General features: G+C 41.5%; 19 protein-coding genes. 15 read left to right on the top strand and 4 right to left on the bottom strand.

The features are described from left to right. Nucleotides 1-88 precede the first annotated feature (88 nt). The 5 genes from petA to N745_RS12265 all read left to right on the top strand — a co-directional run bounded on the left by petA (nt 89) and on the right by N745_RS12265 (nt 6,342). Nucleotides 89-697 (top strand): ubiquinol-cytochrome c reductase iron-sulfur subunit, encoded by a 609-nt coding sequence (petA, locus tag N745_RS0106320; protein ID WP_024851284.1) that lies wholly within the window; start codon nt 89-91, stop codon nt 695-697. Then, nucleotides 697-1,932: a cytochrome b gene (locus tag N745_RS0106315; RefSeq protein ID WP_024851283.1), complete on the top strand. Its 1,236-nt coding sequence runs from the start codon at nt 697-699 to the stop codon at nt 1,930-1,932. Before petA ends, N745_RS0106315 begins: the two co-directional genes overlap by 1 nt. After that, nucleotides 1,932-2,585 carry a cytochrome c1 gene (locus N745_RS0106310; protein WP_024851282.1) on the top strand — a complete coding sequence of 218 codons (654 nt, stop codon included), beginning with the start codon at nt 1,932-1,934 and terminating at the stop codon, nt 2,583-2,585. Before N745_RS0106315 ends, N745_RS0106310 begins: the two co-directional genes overlap by 1 nt. Before the next feature lie 48 nt (nt 2,586-2,633). Beyond that, nucleotides 2,634-4,004, top strand: coding sequence for a DNA repair protein RadA (radA, locus tag N745_RS0106305; protein WP_024851281.1), 1,371 nt, complete (start codon nt 2,634-2,636; stop codon nt 4,002-4,004). A 70-nt stretch (nt 4,005-4,074) separates the two neighbouring features. Then, nucleotides 4,075-6,342 carry a PAS domain-containing hybrid sensor histidine kinase/response regulator gene (locus N745_RS12265; protein ID WP_024851280.1) on the top strand — a complete coding sequence of 756 codons (2,268 nt, stop codon included), beginning with the start codon at nt 4,075-4,077 and terminating at the stop codon, nt 6,340-6,342. Here the strand turns inward: N745_RS12265 and N745_RS0106295 are convergent. The 3 genes from N745_RS0106295 to N745_RS0106285 form a co-directional block, all read right to left on the bottom strand. Then, nucleotides 6,339-7,148 (bottom strand): inositol monophosphatase family protein, encoded by an 810-nt coding sequence (locus N745_RS0106295; protein ID WP_024851279.1) that lies wholly within the window; start codon nt 7,146-7,148, stop codon nt 6,339-6,341. The genes N745_RS12265 and N745_RS0106295 overlap by 4 nt on opposite strands. 3 nt (nt 7,149-7,151) lie before the next feature. After that, nucleotides 7,152-8,381, bottom strand: a complete 1,230-nt coding sequence (locus N745_RS0106290) for an HlyC/CorC family transporter (RefSeq protein ID WP_245595666.1) — start codon at nt 8,379-8,381, stop codon at nt 7,152-7,154. Between the two features lie 140 nt (nt 8,382-8,521). Further along, nucleotides 8,522-9,325, bottom strand: a complete 804-nt coding sequence (locus N745_RS0106285) for a cytochrome C assembly family protein (RefSeq protein ID WP_024851277.1) — start codon at nt 9,323-9,325, stop codon at nt 8,522-8,524. A gap of 156 nt (nt 9,326-9,481) precedes the next feature. Between N745_RS0106285 and ffh the strand changes: the two genes are divergently transcribed. Continuing rightward, nucleotides 9,482-10,861 carry a signal recognition particle protein gene (gene ffh / locus N745_RS0106280; RefSeq protein WP_024851276.1) on the top strand — a complete coding sequence of 460 codons (1,380 nt, stop codon included), beginning with the start codon at nt 9,482-9,484 and terminating at the stop codon, nt 10,859-10,861. A gap of 600 nt (nt 10,862-11,461) precedes the next feature. On the opposite strand, the gene N745_RS0106270 is transcribed toward ffh, so the two are convergent. Then, complete coding sequence (locus N745_RS0106270) at nt 11,462-12,115, bottom strand: histidinol-phosphatase (RefSeq protein ID WP_024851275.1); 654 nt, start codon at nt 12,113-12,115, stop codon at nt 11,462-11,464. A 240-nt stretch (nt 12,116-12,355) separates the two neighbouring features. On the opposite strand from N745_RS0106270, the gene N745_RS0106265 reads away from it, so the two are divergent. From N745_RS0106265 to N745_RS11775, 9 genes are all read left to right on the top strand, one after another. Next, nucleotides 12,356-12,868: an RNA pyrophosphohydrolase gene (locus tag N745_RS0106265; RefSeq protein WP_024851274.1), complete on the top strand. Its 513-nt coding sequence runs from the start codon at nt 12,356-12,358 to the stop codon at nt 12,866-12,868. Between the two features lie 334 nt (nt 12,869-13,202). Further along, nucleotides 13,203-15,863 carry a pyruvate dehydrogenase (acetyl-transferring), homodimeric type gene (aceE, locus tag N745_RS0106260; RefSeq protein WP_024851273.1) on the top strand — a complete coding sequence of 887 codons (2,661 nt, stop codon included), beginning with the start codon at nt 13,203-13,205 and terminating at the stop codon, nt 15,861-15,863. Nucleotides 15,864-15,948: 85 nt separating this feature from the next. Continuing rightward, the gene (gene aceF, locus N745_RS0106255; RefSeq protein WP_024851272.1) at nt 15,949-17,274 is read left to right on the top strand and encodes a dihydrolipoyllysine-residue acetyltransferase; all 1,326 of its coding nucleotides are present in this window, start codon (nt 15,949-15,951) and stop codon (nt 17,272-17,274) included. Between the two features lie 13 nt (nt 17,275-17,287). After that, a complete protein-coding gene (lpdA, locus tag N745_RS0106250) occupies nt 17,288-19,096 on the top strand; it encodes a dihydrolipoyl dehydrogenase (RefSeq protein WP_024851271.1) in 1,809 nt (602 codons plus the stop codon). 226 nt (nt 19,097-19,322) lie between these two features. After that, the gene (locus N745_RS0106245) at nt 19,323-19,976 is read left to right on the top strand and encodes a hypothetical protein (protein ID WP_157833749.1); all 654 of its coding nucleotides are present in this window, start codon (nt 19,323-19,325) and stop codon (nt 19,974-19,976) included. 75 nt (nt 19,977-20,051) lie between these two features. After that, nucleotides 20,052-20,570 carry a DUF1643 domain-containing protein gene (locus N745_RS0106240; RefSeq protein ID WP_024851269.1) on the top strand — a complete coding sequence of 173 codons (519 nt, stop codon included), beginning with the start codon at nt 20,052-20,054 and terminating at the stop codon, nt 20,568-20,570. Nucleotides 20,571-20,677: 107 nt separating this feature from the next. Beyond that, a complete protein-coding gene (locus N745_RS11780; protein ID WP_084657322.1) occupies nt 20,678-21,136 on the top strand; it encodes a TIR domain-containing protein in 459 nt (152 codons plus the stop codon). A gap of 13 nt (nt 21,137-21,149) precedes the next feature. Further along, on the top strand, nt 21,150-21,599 hold the full coding sequence (locus N745_RS0106230; RefSeq protein ID WP_024851268.1) for a DUF4231 domain-containing protein: 450 nt from the start codon (nt 21,150-21,152) through the stop codon (nt 21,597-21,599). Between the two features lie 5 nt (nt 21,600-21,604). After that, nucleotides 21,605-22,129 carry a TIR domain-containing protein gene (locus tag N745_RS11775; protein WP_024851267.1) on the top strand — a complete coding sequence of 175 codons (525 nt, stop codon included), beginning with the start codon at nt 21,605-21,607 and terminating at the stop codon, nt 22,127-22,129. Nucleotides 22,130-22,174 lie beyond the last annotated feature (45 nt).

Below are 22,174 nucleotides of genomic sequence, written 5' to 3'. Positions count from 1 at the left end.
CCCAAAAGTGGCTTTGCTAAAATACGCAAATTCTAATTTGAAGCAACCTTACATTGAGATCGTTCAATGGTGAGTAGAGGAAAACCCTATGTCACAAAATGTGCATAATGAGAATAGTTTAACGCGCCGCAAAGTATTAACGGCCGCAACGGGTGTGCTAGGGGCAACGGGTGCAACTTTTTTGGCTGTTCCTTTTGTGAGTTCATGGCAACCAAGTGAAAAAGCGAAGGCTGCAGGAGCACCTGTTAATGCAGATATTAGTCATCTTCAACCTGGTCAAATGATGACAATTGCATGGCGCGGGAAGCCTGTTTGGATTGTTAGAAGAACACCTGATATGCTGAAACGTCTTCCTGAGGAAGATTCAGAACTTCGTGACCCTGAGTCTAAAGAGTCCATTCAGCCTGAATATGCCACAAATGAATACCGTTCAATTAACCCAGAATACTTGGTTGTTGTTGGCGTATGTACCCATTTAGGATGTTCTCCACTATACCGTCCAGCTGTGAATTCACCAGACATGGAGAAGGGCTGGCAAGGTGGTTTTTTCTGTCCATGTCATGGTTCTAGGTTTGACTTGGCTGGCCGAGTGTTTCAGGGTGTTCCTGCGCCAACCAATCTGGTTATTCCTCCTTATTACTTTAAAACCGCTTCAATTGTACGAGTCGGTGAAAACGCTAAGAAAGGAGTTGCTTAATGTCAAACTCTACACATGAAAGACCTAAGAACTCTCTCTTAGCCTGGCTTGATAGACGCTATCCTTTAGTCAGTACATGGAATGCCCATGTTGGAGAATACTATGCGCCAAAGAATTTTAATTTTTGGTACTTTTTTGGTTCTCTAGCATTACTGGTGATGGTTAATCAGTTTATTACTGGTATTTGGCTAACGATGAGTTATAAGCCTAGTGCTGCTGAAGCATTTAATTCTGTCGCATACATTATGCGTGATGTTGATTGGGGTTGGTTGATTCGCTATATGCACTCAACAGGCGCCTCCGCATTTTTCATCGTGATTTATTTGCACATGATGCGTGGCCTGCTTTATGGTTCTTATAAAGAACCTAGAGAACTGGTTTGGATTCTAGGAATGTTCTTGTTCTTGGTGCTGATGGCTGAAGCGTTTATGGGGTATTTGCTTCCGTGGGGGCAAATGTCTTATTGGGGTGCGCAGGTAATTATTTCTTTATTCGGTGCCATTCCAGTTATTGGACATGACTTAGCAACTTGGGTAAGAGGAGACTTTATTATCTCTGATGCTACGTTAAACCGCTTCTTTGCATTACACGTAATTGCGTTGCCTTTAGTGTTGGTTGTCCTCGTGTTTATGCATATAGTTGCTCTGCATCAGGTGGGGTCAAATAACCCTGATGGCGTTGAAATCAAAAAGTATAAAAATGATAAAGGTTTACCACTTGATGGAATTGCTTTCCATCCGTATTACACGGTTAAAGATAGCATGGGCGCTATAGTTTTCATGTTCTTCTTTGCTTTTGTCGTTTTCTATATGCCAGAGGGAGGAGGGTTCTTTTTAGAACCGCCAAACTTTGAACCTGCGAATCCTTTGAAAACGCCTGATCACATTGCTCCTGTATGGTATTTCACACCTTTCTATGCCGTTTTAAGAGCGATCCCTGATAAGTTAATGGGTGTTATTGCGATGGGTGGTTCTATTGCTGTTCTGTTTGCAATGCCATGGTTAGATCGTTGTAAAGTTAAGTCTATTCGTTATAGAGGTGCGTCATATAAAGCATTGCTAGCTATGTTAGTTATCAGCTTTTTAGTACTTGGTTGGTTAGGTACTCAACCTGCAACACCTGAACTAACGAAATTAGCGAGAATTTTCACAGCTACTTATTTCTTGTTCTTCATTATCTTGCCGTTTACTTCGGTATCTGAGAAAACGAAGCCAGTTCCAGAGAGGGTAAGCTAATGAAAAAACAATTATTTGGATTATTATTATTTTTACTGCCTTATATTTCTGTTGCTGCTGAGCACGGTATTCAATTGGAAAAGGCAAATATTAATTTGAAAGATAAAGCTTCATTACAAAGAGGTGCTATCTTATTTTCAAATTACTGTATGGCTTGTCATTCACTCAAGTACATGCGTTATAACCGTATTGCACGAGATCTTGGTTGGACAGATGATGAAATCATCAAGAAAATGGCCTATGGTCAAGCCAAGCCAGTGGATGATGTTATGACTCGTATGTTACCGGGTGTTGCTATGGAAGTTTTAGGTACAAAAGTGCCAGATCTTTCATTGATGGCTCGTCTTAAAGGACCTGATTATATTTATACCTTTTTGAAAGGGTTTGAGTATGATGAAAAGACTAAAAAATGGGATAACAAGGTGTTGCATGGAACAGCTATGCCGAATATCTTAGAAGATGTCCAACGTCAAGCGCCTAAAGAGAAATATGATCAAGATGTTCGAGATATTACCAACTTCTTAGACTATGTTGGTGAACCAATTAAATTGGAGAGACAATCTCTAGGTTGGAAGGTTATGTTGTTCTTGTTTATATTCTTTATCATTACTTATTTATTGAAAAAAGAATATTGGCGAGACATTAAACACTAATAAAGAAGCCCGCTGATGCGGGCTTTTTTATTTTAAGAAAAAGAAAATATGGCAAAGAAATCAAAATCAGCTTATGTCTGTACTGACTGTGGTGCAGAACATTCACAATGGCAAGGGCAATGTGCTGTCTGTGGTGAATGGAACACTCTTAAGGAAATAAAGCTTGGTTCTTCGCTGAGTAAAACTGCCAGCCGAGGACATCGAGGGTATGCAGGAGAACAGAGCTCTGGTATCAAAGCTATCAATGAAGTTAGTTTAGATGTAGTGCCTCGTTTCTCTTCTAGTATCACTGAATTGGATAGGGTCTTAGGTGGTGGTGTCGTTGCGGGTTCGGTTGTACTTGTTGGTGGAGACCCTGGTGTAGGAAAGTCTTCACTGCTATTGCAGGTTTCTTGTCATTTAAGTCAGGCAATGACAGTGCTCTACGTTACGGGAGAGGAATCTTTACAGCAAGTTGCAATGCGTGCAAAACGTATGGCGCTGCCGGATGATCAATTAAAGTTGCTGTCAGAGATAGATGTCGAGTTAATTGCTGAGGCTGCATCACAAGAAAAGCCTAAAGTAATGATAGTTGACTCCATTCAAACACTACAGCATGCGGAAGTGTCTAGTGCTGCTGGTGGTGTCTCACAGGTAAGAGAGACTGCCGCTTATTTGACTCGCTTTGCTAAACAAAACAATATTATGATTTTCTTGGTGGGGCATGTTACTAAATCTGGTGAAGTGGCTGGTCCAAGAGTTTTAGAACATATTGTTGATACCGTATTGTTTTTAGAAGGACAGTCAGATAGTCGATTCCGTACGCTTAGAGCGATTAAAAATCGTTTTGGCGCAGTGAATGAGCTGGGTGTATTTGCGATGACTGAAAAAGGCATGAAGCAAATTAAAAACCCTTCGGCTATTTTCCTCTCTAGAGCAGAAGTTGTTTCACCTGGGTCTGTCGTAATGGTGGTTTGGGAAGGGTCTCGCCCTTTGTTGATTGAAATCCAAGTGTTGGTGGATGATTCTCCTTATGGATCACCTAAGCGAGTGACGGTTGGCTTTGATAACAATCGTATGTCGATGTTACTTGCTGTTTTACACCGGCATGCGGGCATTCAAGCCTCCGATCAGGATGTTTACGTTAACGTGGTTGGTGGCGTTAAGGTTAACGAAACTGGTGCTGATTTAGCAGTTTTGTCAGCAGTTGTATCTAGTTTGCGGAACAGACCTTTGCCAGAAGATATGGTTATTTTTGGTGAAGTTGGTTTGTCTGGAGAAATACGGCCAGTTTCAAGCGGGCAGGAGCGGATTTTTGAAGCCGCCAAGCACGGGTTTAAAAAAGCGATTGTTCCTGCCGCTAATGCGCCAAAAGAAAAAGTACCGAATATGGAAATCCATGCGGTTAGCCGATTGTCAGAGGTGTTGGATTTGCTTTAATTGTGATGTGTTCTAAACTTTGCTTTTAATTCGGTTAAAATGAAAAAATACACTTTAAAAAAATCTTCCTATGACAAATGCTTCAGAAAGAATGATAATCGATGTTTCGACGCTTCACACTGCTGTAGCCTATATTGAAAAAGATGACGATCTTAATCTGTCTGTTATATGGCAAAACAAGGCAGCAGATGCTTTGTGGGATCAGTATGATTTAAATAGGGATGTCGATCTTAAATTACAAATCATTCAAGCCTTTTCTAACGCATCTCCAGTTTCCTTTACTCACCATTTGAAAGACAGTGTTCAGCCTTGTCGCTTCGTTATGACAGAATTTAACCAAGGTTTGTTGGCACAGTTTTTTTATGGAAATGTTCGAGAAACCGATAGGAAACATTCTCATAAATCCATTCATGAAATGATGCTTGAAACCTCTAAAACCTGTGGTCTTGAGCTTGATTTAAATACACATCATGTTAGCTATACGCAAAACTTTTATGAAATCTGCTCAATTGATTATTCGACGTTGGGTCATGATTTTGAACAATTTTTAGATCGAGTCCATCCTTTGGAACGACAGAAAGTCGAAGATATTGTTCAATCACATGTCGATGTTTCTTGGGCTTTTGATGTTGAATTCCGTTTTAAGAATGTATTTGGAAATTATACTTGGTTAGCAATGACGGCTAAAACAGTGTCTAGCACTGATGATGAAGAGCTGACACACATGATTGCTACATTGCAAAATATCAGTGATAAGAAAACAATTGAACAAACTCTGAAAACGCGTGAGCAATTAATTGTTCAAATTTTGGATAGCCTACCCATCAGTATTTATGTAAAAGATGAAAATGGTTGCTACCGTTTTTTCAGTCAGCAAGCAGAATTAGAGCTGGGGTTTAGCCGTAAAAAGGTTATTGGAAAAACTGATTTTGAGCTCTTGTCACCTAAACTGGCTAAACGACAGCACGATGAAGATATTAGTGCCAGTCATTCCGGCCAAATTATGATCAGTGAAGAAAAAATATGTGCAGATGATAAGGAAGAAAGTTGTAAGTGGTTTCTTCGAGGTAAAGGGCCGATTAATATTCAGGTGGATGATTATCAGCAAACTTGGATTTTGGGTTTCTTAGTAGATATTACCAATCAGAAAGATGCTGAACACAAGCTGATTGATGCAAAAGATGTCGCGGAAAAAGCACTTAAAGCAAAAGCAGATTTTTTATCGATCATGAGTCATGAGATAAGAACGCCTTTAAATACGGTAATTGGTGGTGCTCAGTTGTTGATGATGAACGATTTTGATGAAGAATATCGCTCGCAAATTGAAATGATTCATCACTCAGGGGTTCATCTACTCAATCTTATTAATGACATTCTTGATTTCAGTAAGATGGAAGCTCAGAAATTAGAGCTTGAAGAGATACCATTTGATTTGCGTCAGCTTGCCGAGATTGTGGTGAAAATGAATTCTCACTTGGTTGAAGAAAAGGGACTAAACTTTGAACTTCAAGTCGAGAATGATTTAGCCGTTCAAAGACTAGGTGATGCTGCCAGACTTAGACAAGTGCTATTAAACCTTATTAATAACGCCGTCAAATTTACAGAGAAAGGTAATATTAAGTTAAAGGTTACGTCCGCCAAAAAAGCAGACAACTTGTTCGTTCGGTTTGAGGTAAGTGACACAGGGATAGGTATTACCGAAGAGCAAAAACAAAAACTGTTTAATGAGTATGTTCAAGCCGAAACTTCAATTAACCGTAAGTACGGCGGTACAGGTTTAGGGTTGTTGATTTGTCAAAAAATAGTTGACTTGATGGCTGGTAAAATCGGTGTTGATAGTAAAGTAGGAGAAGGCACAACTTTCTGGCTTGAGGTTCCATTACCCATTAGTGATACAACTGAAATAGATTCTCAATCTTCAGGGGAAGGTATAGATTCTTCTGAAATTATAGGTGCAAAAAGCTTATCTATTTTAATTGCCGAAGATAATCAAATGAACCAAGTGCTTATTCGGTCTATTCTTGAAAAGTTAGGTCATAAGCCTGTGATCGTCAATAATGGATTGGAAGCGCTTGAAATCATACAAAGCAATCAATATTTTGACTTGGTATTGATGGATCTGAATATGCCTGAAATGGGCGGTATAGAAGCGACAAAAGCAATTAGAGCTTTGGGCGATAAGGTTTCAAATATTCCTATTATAGCCTTAACGGCAGATGCATTCGATTCCGCGGAAAAAGCAGTTTTTGAGTCAGGTATGAATGATTATCTAACAAAACCCATCAATATGTCTGATTTAGGCCGAGTTCTTGATACCTGGGGAAATAAGACCTACTAGTTTTTTGTAAGATAGTTTTGCCATTGCTTGAATAGTTCTGGTGTTGTTGCAGCAACCGCAGAACGCTTTTCAACGATGTTTACGTATACATCTTTGCCGTCTAGAGTACAGCTCATACCGCCAGCCTCATTTAGGATTAAATAGCCCGCAGCATAATCCCAAATGTTTTGTGCGCCATGACAATAAAGTTGTCCACGACCATAAGCAACCCAGCACCAGTCTAACGCAACAGAACCAATACTACGCTGAGAAGCATAAGGGTTGTCTTTGATAATCTTAATGGCTAATTCTTCAGGTAAGCGTTTAAAGTCTATCAGGCCAATGCATTGTTTAAGTGTTTGTTTAGGTGTCTGGGCTTTAAACTGTTTAGCGTTTAATTCAGAGCCCATTCCTTTACGTGCGGCAAACATCTCATCTCTGCTTGGGTCATAAACCAACCCCATCACAACACAGCCTTGAACGACAAGTGCTAAAGAAACGGTAAACACTGGAATGCCACTGGCAAAATTACTGGTGCCATCCACTGGATCCAATACCCAACAACCATTATTTGATTGCAGTGCTTTTATTTGTTCTTCCTGGTTAGATTCTTCACCCAAAAAAGAAAATTCCGGCCAGTTTTCAAACAAGAAGGCTTTTGTTTTCTTTTGCATCTCAATGTCTGCTTCAGTTAAAAGCGAACCATCCTGCTTAACTTCGGCAGTGATTTTTTCAAAGCGAGTTAAAATCTCTTGTTTTGCAAGTTGAACGATACCGGTTTTTAACTTTTCCCACTGTTCAGGCGAGGTGAAAGGGTGGTTTGACATAACTTAATCCAATAGATAAATTTTCACTTTTTCGATGGTGTGTTTAGAGGTTTCAACAACTTCTAAGCAGTAACCCTCTATTTTCAAGCAGGTACCAACACCAGGTAGGGTTTCCAATTCCTCTTGAATCAGACCGTTAAGGGTTTTTGGGCTTCCTATAGGTAGATCAAAGTTGTAGGTTCTGTTGATGTCACGAATAAATTCCGAGGCATCAAATGTTATAGAACCATCATCGTTCTCTTCGGCTTTGAGTTCACTTTTTATGCGTCTATCTGTGCTCAGTTTTCCAACAATTTCTTCAAGTAAATCTTCCATGGTTAACAAGCCTTGCAGATTGCCATATTCATCAACAATTAAGGCCATCTGACGTTTGTTCTCATTGAAGTTCGACAGTTGAATGTTTAATGTCGTAGTTTCCGGAATAAAGTAGCCTGGACGCGCCGTTTTGACCAAATCCTTTAAGGTAATGCTGTCTTTAGCAATAATAGGCAGCAGCTTTTTAATATTTATAACCCCAATGAGCTCTTCGTCAATATTGTCTCTATACACCGGGATGCGGGTAAAAGGAGACTTTACGATACGTTTTGTAATTTCTTCTATAGGTGCGTTAACGTCAATTCCATAGATGTCTTGTTTTTGAATCATGACATCTTCTACCGTAATATTTTCAAGTTGCATAATGCCATTGAGCATAATGCGGTATTGAGCGGGCAATTTTCCTGTTGCTTCATTAATCAGGGTTTGCAATTCTTCTTGGCTCAGTTCGTGGACATCAGTTGTTTCTTCTTTCACTTTTACACCAAACAGACGTAAAAAACTGTTCGCAAAAAAGTTCACCATCCAAACAATAGGAGAAAGTACTTTTAATAATGGGCCAAGTACATAAGCTGCAGGGTAAGCAATTTTTTCAGGGTAAAGAGCTGCTAAAGTTTTAGGTGCTACCTCAGAAAAAACCAGAATAATCAGGGTTAATATACCCGCTGCCAAAGCAATGCCGGCTTCACCCAATAGCTGCATTGCAATAATCGTCGCAACAGATGAGGCAAAAATATTAACAAAGTTGTTACCGAGAAGAATGACACCTAATAAACGATCTGGGCTTTCTAGTAGTTTCTCAACTTTAATAGCGCCTTTATGGCCTTCTTTTACTTTGTGTTTTAGGCGATATCGGTTAATCGCCATCATGCTGGTTTCAGAGCTGGAAAATAATGCAGATAAAATAATCAGAAGCAATAAAATGCCAAAGAGTATGGATAAGGGAAGATGGTTCAATTTGAGTAATAATGTAGTTAGTCGAGATGAAATTATATCGACATCAAACTCGTCACATCAAGCTATTTTATAAATCTTTTGATTGTTGTAATAGTCTGGTGTTAATAGCCTCTAAGATTAATTAGAACGATTTCTGTTCCAATATAACTTAGGATAAGTAAGAAGTATGCCCAGATAGTGTAGTAAGCGGCTTTTTGACCACGCCAACCAAAACGGAAATGACCTATCAAAAAGACACCATAAGTTAACCACGCCAAGATAGCGAAGAAAGTTTTATGGATGAGATGTTGAGCGAACATATCTTCCATAAAAAATGCACCGCTCAATAAAGCAAAGGTCAATAACACAAAACCTGTAATAACCAATTGAACCAAAATCTTTTCCATTACTTGTAGTGGTGGCAAGTTTCTGAAAAGCGTGGTGAGTTCTTTTTTACGGAAACGTTTTTCTTGCGCAGAGTAAAGAATCGCTTGCGCTGTCGCTAACCCCATAATGCTATAAGCGCTAACTGAAATAAGAACATGACTGCCTAATTCAGTAGGCAGAGGGTGAATCTCCGATGAAATGAAAGGCATGACAGCGGTAATCCCCCCAATAGGGAAGATAAAGATACCAAGGTTTTCAGTCGTGTTGTTTAGGTTGGTAGCCAATAAAGATAAAACGGCTAGCCAACTGATAAGAGATAAAGAGGTTCCAAAACTAAACAGGATCATGCCGTGTGAGTAGAGGCTGCCAGCAAAAGACAAAAATTGGAAAGTCGCTGCAATGACGATTAACGTTAAAAATTTTGGACGCGACCATTGGATAGAAGCATTTTCAGTGTCAAAACGTTTCCAAAGCATGTAGGTTGTATAAAAATATATCAAACTTGAAACGGTGGCTAACATAACTGTAGCGGTAAACATGCAGTGAATCCTTGATCTCTTCTTATCGAGTTTGGTTGGTGTCTTCTTAGATATTTAAGTCGTAAACTCGTATAATAGCGAAAATTAAACCGAATTGAAAAAAAATGCGCGTGTTTCCGTTGCATTTAATCTTAATCTTATTGATTGGAAGAAAGTATGTTTGACAGTTTATCAGATCGTTTAGCCCAGACATTTAAAAATATCACCGGACAGGGAAGGCTGACAGAGTCTAATATTAAAGACGCTATTCGAGATGTCCGTAGAGCGCTTTTAGAGGCTGACGTTGCCTTGCCTGTCGTAAAATCTTTTATTGACCAAGTACAGCAAAGAGCCGTTGGCCAAGAAGTCTCTAAAAGCCTAAACCCTGGGCAGGCATTTATCAAAATCGTTCGTGACCAGCTTACTGAAGTGATGGGCGGATCAGCTGAACCACTGAATTTCAACGTAGAACCGCCAGCAGTCATTATGATGGCTGGTTTGCAAGGTGCAGGTAAAACCACAACGGTCGCTAAGCTTGCCAAGTGGCTGCAAGAACGTGAAAAGAAAAAAGTCATGGTCGTGTCTGCCGACGTTTATCGTCCAGCGGCGATCAAACAGTTGGAAACAGTTGCTGAGCAAGTTGGAGCAATGTTCTTTCCCTCAACGGCCGATCAAGATCCGGTTGATATTGCTAAAAATGCTCATGCGGAAGCGCGTAGAAAGTTTGCAGATGTATTGATTCTTGATACGGCGGGTCGTCTGCATATTGACGATGAAATGATGTCGGAGATTCAGCGTCTGCACGGTGCGATCAAACCGATAGAAACACTGTTTGTTGTCGATTCCATGACAGGTCAAGATGCAGCAAACACTGCCAAAGCCTTTAATGATGCTTTACCATTAACAGGTGTGGTTCTAACCAAAACAGACGGGGATGCGCGCGGTGGTGCGGCATTGTCCATTCGTGAAATTACTGGCAAACCAATTAAGTTTGTGGGTATGGGGGAAAAGACCGACGCGCTTGAACCTTTCCATCCAGACCGTATGGCAGGCCGTATTCTTGGTATGGGGGATGTGCTTAGTCTGATAGAAGATGCTGAAAGCAAAATCGACCAGGAAAAAGCACAGAAGTTTGCCAAAAAGATTCAAAAATCGGGTCAGTTTGATTTAGAAGATTTCTTAGAGCAGTTGCAGCAAATTAACAATATGGGTGGCCTTGGCGGCTTGATGGGGAAGATGCCCGGCATGTCTCAAATTAAAGACCAAGTCAATCCTGCGGCAATGGAAAAAGACTTTAAGCGTCTTGAAGCCATTATTTACTCAATGACACCGCAAGAAAGAGCGCATCCGTTAATAATCAAAGGCTCTCGTAAAAAGCGTATTGCTGCAGGGTCAGGGACTCAGGTGCAAGATATTAATAAACTGATGAAGCAGTTTACGCAAATGCAGAAGATGATGAAGAAAGTCTCTAAAGGTGGCATGAAAAACATGATGCGTGGCATGGCAGGTAAGATGCCAGGAATGGGTGGAGGAATGCTGCCACCTGGTATGCGCTAATTACCAATAAGACTTAGATGCCATAAAACCGAATTGTGTTCATTCGGTTAATCTATCGGTAAAATTAAGTGAAAATTGAAACCAGCTTCGTGCTGGTTTTTTTATCTCTTGAATAAGGTTTTGAGCAATATTTTCCGCAAACAAAAAAGCCCAGGAGAATGTCCCAGGCTTTTTGAGTTAAGTACTTTACTATGGTAATGCGGCGCGTAGCGCTACCGCTAAGCTAATTCCAATTGCAATCATCATGATTGCACCGGTTGATGCGATTAAATCTTCCATTGTATATCTCCAGTTTGTTAACAAATCCTGAAACATAATGTTCAGTCCCTTATTGGGTGGTTAAAAAACAGAACCTCTGCTAGCTTTTTGTGGCTAGGAAGGCATTGATGGAAATGCGGTTATTACTAACCACAAGATACTTATACATCCTTAATTGCTTCATTAAAGTTTGACGTCTTAGTTACCAAATAGCGACGTCTCCATTTCCTATAATAAAGCAAAAGTTGTTGAAGTTGTTAGTCTTTTTGTGCAGAAGGGGCGTGAGCCCAGCCTGGCACATTTTCAAAAAATACGAAAAATCTACCAGGCTGGGGTTGAGAGCTATCTTAAGCTGATGCTTGGCCAGCCTTTGTTTTTGGCATGTGCTGATAGCTGATCGTCAGCATCAACCACAGTCGGGTAGGTGACTTCTTCCAGTAAAGGAATATCGTTGTGAGAGTCAGAATAAAAGTAGCTGCCCTTTAACGTCTCACCAGTTTGTTCCAACCACACATTTAAGCGTTCCACTTTGCCATGTTGAAAAGTAGGGGTGCCATCCACTTCACCAGTAAACGTACCATCTTTCATTTCAGGGTCAGTACCCAATAAGTTTTCTATGCCATAAAGATTGGCAATAGGGCGAGTTACAAAACTATTGGTTGCGGTGATAACAAGTAAGGTATCGCCTTTTTCTCTATGCTCATCAACTAATGCTTGTGCTTTTTCAAGATAGATTGGTTGAATGAAATCTTGCATGAATTGCTTATGCCAAGCATGAAGTTCAGCCATAGGTCGGTGAGCAATTGGCGCTAGTGAAAAACGTTGATAAGCCATAATATCAAGGGTACCTTTTTTATAATCTTCGTAAAAAAGGTCGTTTTGTTTTTCAAAGTTTTCAGCTTCAACTAAGCCCTGCTTAATCAGAAACTTTCCCCAGAGGTAGTCGCTATCACCACTGATTAAGGTATTGTCTAAATCGAAAATTGCTAATGCCATCGCCAATTACGTCTTTAAATTTAGTTATCAAAAATTAGGCGGCTATTGTAACGAAAACCCAACTGTATTGCAGTTTCTCAATGATTAATATGACATTTCTTAACGGAATAATGGATTAACAAGATTCTTTAAGCTGAGTGTTTCTATTTAAATAGCCGTATATTTAGAGCAAAAATTTGAAACTCGCGGGCTTTTACTGCCATAATAATGTCATTAAATTTAATGTTTTTAAGGTCAAAAGTGATAGATTCAGATGGTTATCGGCAGAACGTCGGTATCATTATCGTAAATAAAGACGGCAAACTTTTTTGGGGAAAGCGCGTTAACCAAGACGCGTGGCAATTTCCTCAGGGTGGTGTTCGTGTGCATGAAACGCCTCAGCAAGCTGTTTTTAGAGAGCTTAAAGAAGAGGTCGGTTTAGACCCTTCCGATGTGCGTATTTTGGGTAGAACCAAAGACTGGATTTCCTACGACTTACCAAAACATTTGATTCGTCACTACAGCCAGCCAATTTGTATTGGTCAAAAGCAAATCTGGTTTTTGCTTGGCATGGTTGGAGATGAAGGCAAAATCAACCTTGATTGTCATGAAACGCCAGAGTTTGAAGGCTGGCAATGGGTGGAGTATTGGTTGCCTGTACAAAATGTTGTCGATTTTAAACAGGCTGTCTATCACCAAGCGCTAACAGAGCTTGAAGAGCACCTTCAAAAGTTCTGGTTAAACGATCATGAGGCTACCGAATTTAATAGTTAACGGACCTTTGCAAATTTCTATCTAGCCAATTCTACACTTCTTAATAACTTCAAAAGTTTCACATACCTGCGCTTACATTACCTTTCAAGGGCTTTCATCAATAGCGCCCTCATTTAAAAAGTGTTATTATTGCCCCCAGTTTTAATAATTAGAAGGCGTTTCTTGGGTTTTTGTACCAAGAGATTCCGGCATCTTATGAGTACTAAGTAGCAGAAAAATAAGGTGTTTTTTGGACGGCCCGGTGTATGAACTACACTGAACCGAGTGACCATCTGACTTACCCGGTTAGACGGTAAACTGGTAAACCAATACCAACCAATGAGGTTAATAAAATATGAGCGAGATGTTCATCGACCAAGATCCACAAGAAACACAAGAGTGGATAGATGCATTAGAAGCAGTAGTTGAGTTTGAAGGTTCAGACAAAGCTCAACATCTAATCGCGAGCTTAATTGAAAAAGCACGCGTTCACGGAATCGACATTCCTTATTCTGCAAACACCCCCTATATCAATACTATTGCCCCTGAAGAGCAAGACAACTATCCAGGTGATTTAGGTCTTGAAACACGCATGAGAGCGCTATTGCGCTGGAATGCGATGGCAATGGTTTCCAAAGCGAATAAACATACCAGTGTGGGTGGACATATCGCTTCCTATGCCTCAAGTTGTACTTTATATGAAGTGGGTATGAACCATTTCTTTAAAGGGCCTAAGCATGAATTAGGCGCAGACATGGTTTTCTTCCAAGGTCATACAGCACCGGGAATGTACTCTCGTGCGTTTATGGAAGGCCGTTTAGATGAAGACAAGTTGCACAACTTCCGTCAAGAAGTAGATGGCAACGGTCTATCTTCTTATCCTCATCCATGGTTGATGCCTGACTTCTGGCAATTCCCAACCGTATCTATGGGTCTAGGGCCTTTGATGGCAATCTACCAAGCGCGTTTCATGAAATATATGCATGCACGTGGTTTGGCAAAAACAGAAGGTCGTAAAGTCTGGGCTTACCTAGGTGATGGTGAGATGGACGAACCAGAATCACGTGGTGCCATTCAGCTTGCTAAGCGCGAGAAGCTAGATAACCTGATTTTTGTTATCAACTGTAACCTACAACGTCTAGACGGCCCAGTTCGTGGTAATGACAAGATCATCCAAGAACTAGAAGGTGTGTTCCGTGGCGCAGGCTGGAATGTAATCAAAGTTATCTGGGGTTCAGGTTGGGATCGTTTACTACAAAAAGATACCAGCGGTAAGCTGATCGAACGTATGGGCGAAGTGGTTGATGGTGAATACCAAGCTTACAAAGCAAAAGATGGTGCTTTCGTTCGTGAGCACTTCTTCGGTAAATACCCTGAAACACGTGCATTGGTTGAAGACATGACCGATGACGAAATTTTCAAATTAAACCGTGGTGGTCACTCTCCTCGTAAGATTTACAACGCCTATAAGCGTGCTACTGAATCCAAAGATCAACCAACTGTTATCTTGGCGAAAACCGTCAAAGGTTACGGTATGGGTCAGTATGGTGAAGCAGCAAACACCGCTCACCAACAGAAGAAACTGGATATTGACGGTTTGAAATATTTCCGTGACCGTTTCTCAGTACCAATTTCTGATGAATCTCTAGAACAACACGTTCCGTTTTATCGTCCAGAAGAAAATTCTGACATCATGCGCTATATGAAAGAGCGTCGTGAAGCGTTAGGTGGAAGCCTACCAGCTCGTCATGATGATGCTGAGCCTCTTCCAGTACCAGAACTATCTGCATTCAAAATGCTAACAGATGGTACAGGTGATCGTGAAATGTCAACTACGATGGCATTCGTTCGTATCATCTCCATCTTGTTACGTGACAAGACTCTAGGGCCTCGCGTTGTACCAATCATTCCTGATGAAGCGCGTACTTTCGGTATGGAAGGCTTGTTCCGTCAAGTCGGTATTTACGATCCAGCAGGTCAGTTATATGAGCCAATGGATGCCGACCAATTGATGTGGTACAAAGAGTCTGCAAGCGGTCAAGTATTCGAAGAAGGGATTAACGAAGCCGGTTCCATGGCGAACTGGGTTGCAGCATCAACAGCTTATGCCAACTATGGCGTTAGCATGATTCCTTTCTACATCTACTACTCAATGTTCGGTTTCCAACGTATTGGTGACTTGGCGTGGGCGGCAGGTGACTCTCGTGCTCGTGGTTTCCTAATCGGTGGTACAGCAGGTCGTACAACCCTTGAAGGGGAAGGACTACAGCACCAGGATGGTCATAACCTAATTCAGTTTGACCACGTACCTAACTGTTTGTCTTACGATCCTACTTTCGCTTATGAAATGGCTGTCATCATTCGTGACGGTATCCGTCGCATGATGCACAACAAAGAAGACGTTTATTACTACATTACTGGTATGAACGAAAACTACACCCATCCGGCAATGCCAGAGGGTGCAGAAGAAGGTATCTTGAAAGGGATTTATCCATTCAAGAAATCAACAGCAAAACATAAGTTAAAAGTTCAATTAATGGGGTCTGGTACTATTTTCCGTGAAGTTATTGCCGCGGCAGAAATGCTAGAAGCAGACTGGAAAGTAGCAGCGGATATCTGGGGTGTACCAAGTTTCAACCTACTACGTCGTGACGGTGTTGAAACAACTCGTTGGAATACACTTCACCCAACTGAAACGCCTAAAGTTCCTTATGTATCAGAAGTACTTAAGGGCGCTAAAGGGCCGTTTGTGGTCGCTACCGACTACATTCGTGACTATCCAGAGCGTATTCGTCAATATATTCCGGGAGACTACTATGTCCTTGGTACTGACGGTTTCGGACGCTCTGACACGCGTGAACAACTGCGTAAGTTCTTTGAAGTAGATCGCCACTACGTTGTGGTAGAAGCATTAAAAGCACTTGCCGACGCAGGCAGTATCAAACCAGAAGTAGTTGCTGATGCCATTAAGAAATATGGTCTAGACAGCGACAAGGTTTTCCCTACTCACGCTTAATCGCCTGATGGGACGCTAAGAGCTGTGCGCATTGGAATAGTACAGCTCTGAATAGTGATAGCACGAACAATTGAGGACACAAACAATGTCAGTTGAACAAATCAAAATTCCTGATATCGGCGATTTCGATACCGTCGATGTTATTGAAGTCTTAATTTCTGAAGGCGATGTCGTTGCGGTTGATGATTCATTATTAACGCTTGAATCCGACAAAGCTACGATGGAAATTCCTTCTCCGGTAGCCGGTAAAGTAACAAAAGTTATCGTCTCGGTTGGCGATAAAGTTTCTGAAGGCGACTATGTTTTAGATATCGAAGTCAGTGGTGAAGCAGCAGCTTCTGCACCGGCTCAAGAATCAAAACCTGCACCAGAAGCACCAGCAGAAAAAGTGGCTGCTGCACCTGCACCAAAAGCAGAACCAGCACCAGCACCTGCACCAGCGCAACCAAGTCCGGTTGCCATTGCCAATGCAAAACCAGTTAATGCACAAGAAATGGGCGCGGCATATCATGCTTCACCATCACTTAGAGCATTTGCCAGAAAATTGGGTGCAGACTTATCGCATGTTTCGGGTACAGGGCCTAAAGGTCGTATCACGCAAAGCGATGTTGAAGCATTCATTAAATCTGTTATGCAAGGTAGTGCACCTGCTGCAGCCGCTGCATCAAGTGGTGCTGGTATTCCTCCGGTTCCAGTTATTGATTTCTCACAATTCGGTGAAACTGAAACTGAAGATCTGAGTCGCATCAAGAAAATTTCCGGTAAGTTCCTACACACCAGTTGGTTGAACGTACCGCACGTCACTCAGTTCGACGAGTGTGACATCACTGAAATGGATCAATTCCGTAAAGACATGAAAGCCACTGCCGAAAAGCAGGGTGTAAAATTGACGCCATTGGTTTTCGTGATGAAAGCGGTTGTCAAAGCATTGCAAGACTTCCCAAGTTTCAATGCATCCTTGTCGCCTGACGGACAATCCATTATCAAGAAAAAATACTACAACATCGGTATCGCTGTAGACACACCAAATGGTTTGGTTGTGCCTGTGGTGAAAGACGTTGACAAGAAAGGTATCTACGACCTGTCTCGTGACTTGATGGAGCTTTCCGTCAAAGCGCGTGACGGTAAGTTAAGCCCAGCCGATATGTCCGGTGGTTGTTTCACTATCTCAAGCCTTGGCGGTATCGGTGGTACGCAGTTCACACCTATCGTTAACGCACCTGAAGTTGCCATTATGGGCTTGTCAAAAGCCAAGATGCAGCCAGTGTGGAACGGATCAGAATTCGTGCCTCGTTTAGTGATGCCATTCAGCGTCTCTTATGACCACCGCGCAGTAGACGGTGCAGAAGGCGTGCGCTTTACAACGACCATTGGTCAGTATCTATCTGACTTACGTCAGTTGATCATGTAATCGGGAGTGAATGATGAGTAAAGTTGTAGACATTACAATTCCTGATATTGGTGATTTCGCTGAAGTCGATGTAATCGAAGTTTTGGTTGAAGCCGGGCAAGAAGTTGCGCAAGACGATTCTTTAATGACATTGGAATCAGACAAGGCAACCATGGAAATTCCAGCGCCTTTCGCAGGTAAGATCGTTTCTTTCTCTGCCGCAGTAGGTGACAAGGTTTCCGAAGGTTCAATTGTCGGGCAAATGGAAATCGCCAGTAGCGATACTGTTGCCGCAAACGTAGAAGAAAGTGTTGCCGCCTCTGCTGCACCAGAAAAAGCAGAACCAGCTCAAGAAACACCTAAGCAAGAAGCACCCCAAAATACTCCAGCTCCTGTTTCTTCTGCCGACCTTCCACCTGCGGATATGCAGTGTGAAGTATTGGTATTAGGTTCTGGTCCTGGTGGTTACACCGCTGCATTCCGTGCGGCCGATCTTGGCAAAAAAATCATCATGATCGAGCGTTATGAGAACATCGGTGGTGTGTGTTTGAACGTAGGGTGTATTCCTTCAAAAGCGTTGTTGCACATGTCAGTCGTGTTGAACGAAACACGTGAAATGGGCGCACACGGTATTACTTTTGCCGAGCCTAAAATCGACATCAATAAAATGCGCGAATTCAAGGATGGCGTTATCGGTAAATTGACTGGTGGGCTATCAGGTCTTGCAAAAGCACGTAAAGTTGAAGTGGTTCATGGCTACGGAAAATTCAGCTCAGCTAATACCGTTACCGTAGAAGCTGCGGATGGCACGACTAAAACCATCGCATTTGAAAAAGCCATTATCGCTGCCGGTTCTCGCGTGGTGAAGCTGCCTTTCATCCCACATGATGACCCACGTGTTATGGACTCAACTGACGCTCTAGAGTTAGAAGAAATACCAAAACGTATGCTCGTTATCGGTGGTGGTATTATCGGTCTAGAGATGGCGCAAGTTTACGACTCACTGGGCGCAAGCATCACCGTGGTTGAGTTGGGTGATACCATTATTCCAGGTGCCGACAAAGATATCTCAAAACCATTGCTGAAAAAGATTCAGAAGAAATACGAAAACATCTTCCTGAAATCAAAAGTCACCAATGTTGAAGCCACTAAAAAAGGCTTGGTCGTTACTTTTGAAGGCAAAGATTGTCCAGAAACTGATACCTTTGACCGTATCTTGGTTGCTGTAGGGCGTGCGCCTAACGGTAAACTGATAGATGCCGAAAAAGCCGGTGTTGCAGTTGACGACTGGGGCTTCATTGAAGTGGATGAACGTCAAAAAACTAATGTAGATCATATCTACGCGATTGGTGATATTGTCGGTCAACCTATGTTGGCGCACAAAGCCGTTCACGAAGGTAAAGTTGCCGCAGAAGTTATCTCAGGTATGCCAAGTGCATTTACGCCTATGAGCATTCCATCGGTTGCCTATACCGATCCAGAAGTGGCTTGGGCAGGTAAAACTGAGCAAGAGCTTAAAGATCAAGGTATCGCGTACGAAAAAGGTGCTTTCCCTTGGGCGGCTTCAGGCCGTAGCTTAAGCTTAGGGCGTGATGAAGGTATGACCAAAGCACTATTCTGTGCAGAAACGCATCGTTTATTAGGTTGCGGTATTGTCGGGCCTAATGCCGGTGAGTTGATAGCAGAAGCTATGCTTGCCATCGAAATGGGCGCAGACATGCAGGATATTGGTCTAACCATCCATCCGCATCCAACGCTTAGTGAAACCATCTGTTTCGCAGCGGAAATGGCGGAAGGGACGATTACGGACCTAATGCCACCCAAGAAGAAAAAATCTCACTGAGTAATTAAATGGAACCCGCCTTTGTGCGGGTTTTTTATTTTGTTGATGTTTAGTTTTAAAAAAATGGTACTTTTAATTTGGAAGGTCGTATAACTTACAAATATTACAGGGCTCATGATATGCAAAAAGCAAACATGAAAACAATTGCAGTACAAAATAACCTGGCGATATTGCCTTATACTAAATGTTATGTTTCAAGATGAAATTTGATCAATTTCGGAAATCCTTGAGCGAAGGATACCTGTCGTTAAAGAGCTGGTTCGCGATCTTTGGGTTATTCGCGGCAATCGTATCAGCCTCGAACTTTGTTATTTCGGTGTTTAACATTGGCACACACGAGTTTTTTGAGATTGTACTGAATACTTATCGTGGAATATTTCATGGAGTAATAAATCTAATATTGTTCCCATTAAAAATAAAACTGCCGCCATATGCTAAGGATTTAGTGGTGATCTATTTCCTGATCGGAGGTTCTTTTCTTAGAGCTCGAAGAGCTGAAGGTAGTATTTATCTCGATGGCGATAACTGTTCAGTGAAGAATGCATTTCTTGCGCTATTGTTCGGAAGAGAGCCCGGAAATACGAAATCGCTTTATAGCGGAAGGGGGTATTTGATGTACCAATACTCCCCAACGTGGATGCGACAGACGTTAGACGTTTTGATCTGGCAAAGAGTCCTTATTCAATACTGGAACAGGCCAAGAGTATTCAGGAATGAATATAATGGATCAATTCAAAGTTTTTCGGCCACCTACACACCGGGTGGAATAAAGACCTTCCTATATGATAGGCGTGTAATCTTTCTTGTGCAGGCTCTTGCTGTTATTCTTGGTGTGATTGGGGTTATTGTCGTTAATGGGTTTCTTGGCTTATGGGTTTAGTTAAACATAACAATCAGCTTCACTGGATTCACTCACTGCGCTCACTCTCCAGTGAGCTGGGGCGTTAGGTGTTCTGTGAAACAAACATACTTGCATCGCCCAAATTTGACGGTAACTGCGGACTTTTCTGCGGAGGAAATTCCCATTTTCAGGTATCGCCTAGAAGCACGAAAGGATGGTGCTTCAAGCAAACCGAGAACTGTATGCGCCGTTATGCAAAACCCAAGCTATGCATCTGTTGAGATTGCTGACAAATCTGTCCAGGTGCTTGAGCGGGTGGTTTTTGAGAAGGGGTTGGTCGAATTCAACGGCATCGAACGCCTGATTGTTGTAAATCAATTTGCCTTTATTCAAACCAATGACTTTATTGGCACTGATGATCAGATTGGCGAAAGAAATGATCAAGCAATTGAAAAGGCGATTGATGAGTCAGAGATAGTCCTCATTGCTTGGGGCAAGGACAATGGCTTTGTTCAACGCCAGGAACGTATATTGGAAATAGTCCAAGGCAAGAAAGGAAAAACACTGCTCCAGACGAGCAGGCATCCTTCGAGGGTTATTTATGATGGTTTCATTCAACCATTCCACACCTAACAATCGCTTCGAGAGGGACGCTCCGCCAGCAAGTTGCGCTTGCCGTCTCTGCGCCCCTCAAGCTAAACGTTGGGCGTAATAGTAATAAAGAACCAAACAGGAGTTTTATGGCAGTGCTTTTACGGATCGCTCTAGGAACTGCTGCAGCTATAGCTGCATTAGCTATATTAAATAAAAAGAAGAAAGTCTTTGTTAGCTATTATTATGATGAGGATAAACACTATAAAAGACTATTAAATGCTTGGAGTGCAAATAAACGGTTTGAGCTTGAGTTTGATGATATCTCTACTGACGTATCAATAAAAAGCGAAAATAAAACATATATACGAAAAAGAATATCTGAAAAAATCAAAGCATGTGACATATTTGTTGTTTTTGTTGGTAAAGAGTCACATGAGAGAGAATGGATTTCTTGGGAAATCAATCAAGCTAAAACATTTAACAAAAAAATAGTTGCCATCAAAGAAAAGCGTAACTATGCATCACCCAAACCACTTCTATCATCTGGGGCAACATGGGTTTTTGGATTAAACGAGAAAAAGATTAGAGAAGCGATAGAAGGCTAATTGGAGATTTATCTTGACACCGGAAGAATATATTGAACAACGCGTTGTTGACCAAATAAATTGGTATGACTCGAAAAGCCAAAAATCACAGAAATGGTTTAAGCGCATACGTGCTTTGGAAATAATTTCAGCAAGTTCAATACCACTTTTTGCTGGTTTTGGCCTAGGAGCAACATGGAGTATTATTTTAATAGGCATACTCGGAGCAATTGTTGCCATATTAGCTTCTTTGCTAAGCCTTAATCAATTTCAAGAAAACTGGATTGAATATAGAACTACCTGCGAATCCTTGAAGCATGAAAAATATCTCTTTTTAACCAGAACTGAGCCATATGACGAAGAAGAGCCTTTTGGTCTTTTCGTTCAAAGAATAGAAAGTCTGATTTCGAAAGAAAATAGTGCTTGGTCTCAATACACAAGAAGCGGCGTTGAATCATCAAAACCAAATGTTACTAATGGATGAATTAAATGGCTAATGGATTATTTTCTGGTTTAGGCATCCCAAAAAGAAGAATATTTGTCAGCTACCATCATGCTGGCGATAGAGCATATTATGACGAATTTAGCAGATTCTTTTCGGCAACATATGATGTAATCCAAGACAACTCAGTAGACAGGGATATAGAGAGTACTAATACAGATTATGTCATTAGAAATATACGTGAAAATTACATAACTGGAACATCATGCACGATCGTTTTTTGTGGTGCACAAACACCATGGCGTAAATTTGTTGATTGGGAAATTAAAGCTACTCTAGATAAGAATCATGGACTTATTGGTGTTAACCTTCCAACGAACCCAATCCAACAGGGTAAATATACGATCCCTGACAGACTTCATGACAACATCATCTCGGATTATGCCTTGTGGTTGCAGTGGTCAGAACTAAACGCTGGCCCTCATTTCCTTGTTTCTAAGATTGAAGAAGCAAACGCAAAATCAAGTGTTCTAATTAACAACACAAGAGCTTTGCGTAGTCGAAATGGTTAATCATAAGCAAAAGCCGCTCAACAAGGCATTCCAGCCGTCCCCCAA

This window comes from Hydrogenovibrio kuenenii DSM 12350, from assembly GCF_000526715.1.
In the GTDB taxonomy this organism is placed as follows: Bacteria; Pseudomonadota; Gammaproteobacteria; order Thiomicrospirales; family Thiomicrospiraceae; genus Hydrogenovibrio; species Hydrogenovibrio kuenenii.
Note: the sequence above shows the minus strand (reverse complement) of the source record. Positions and strands in the feature narration are given on the sequence as shown.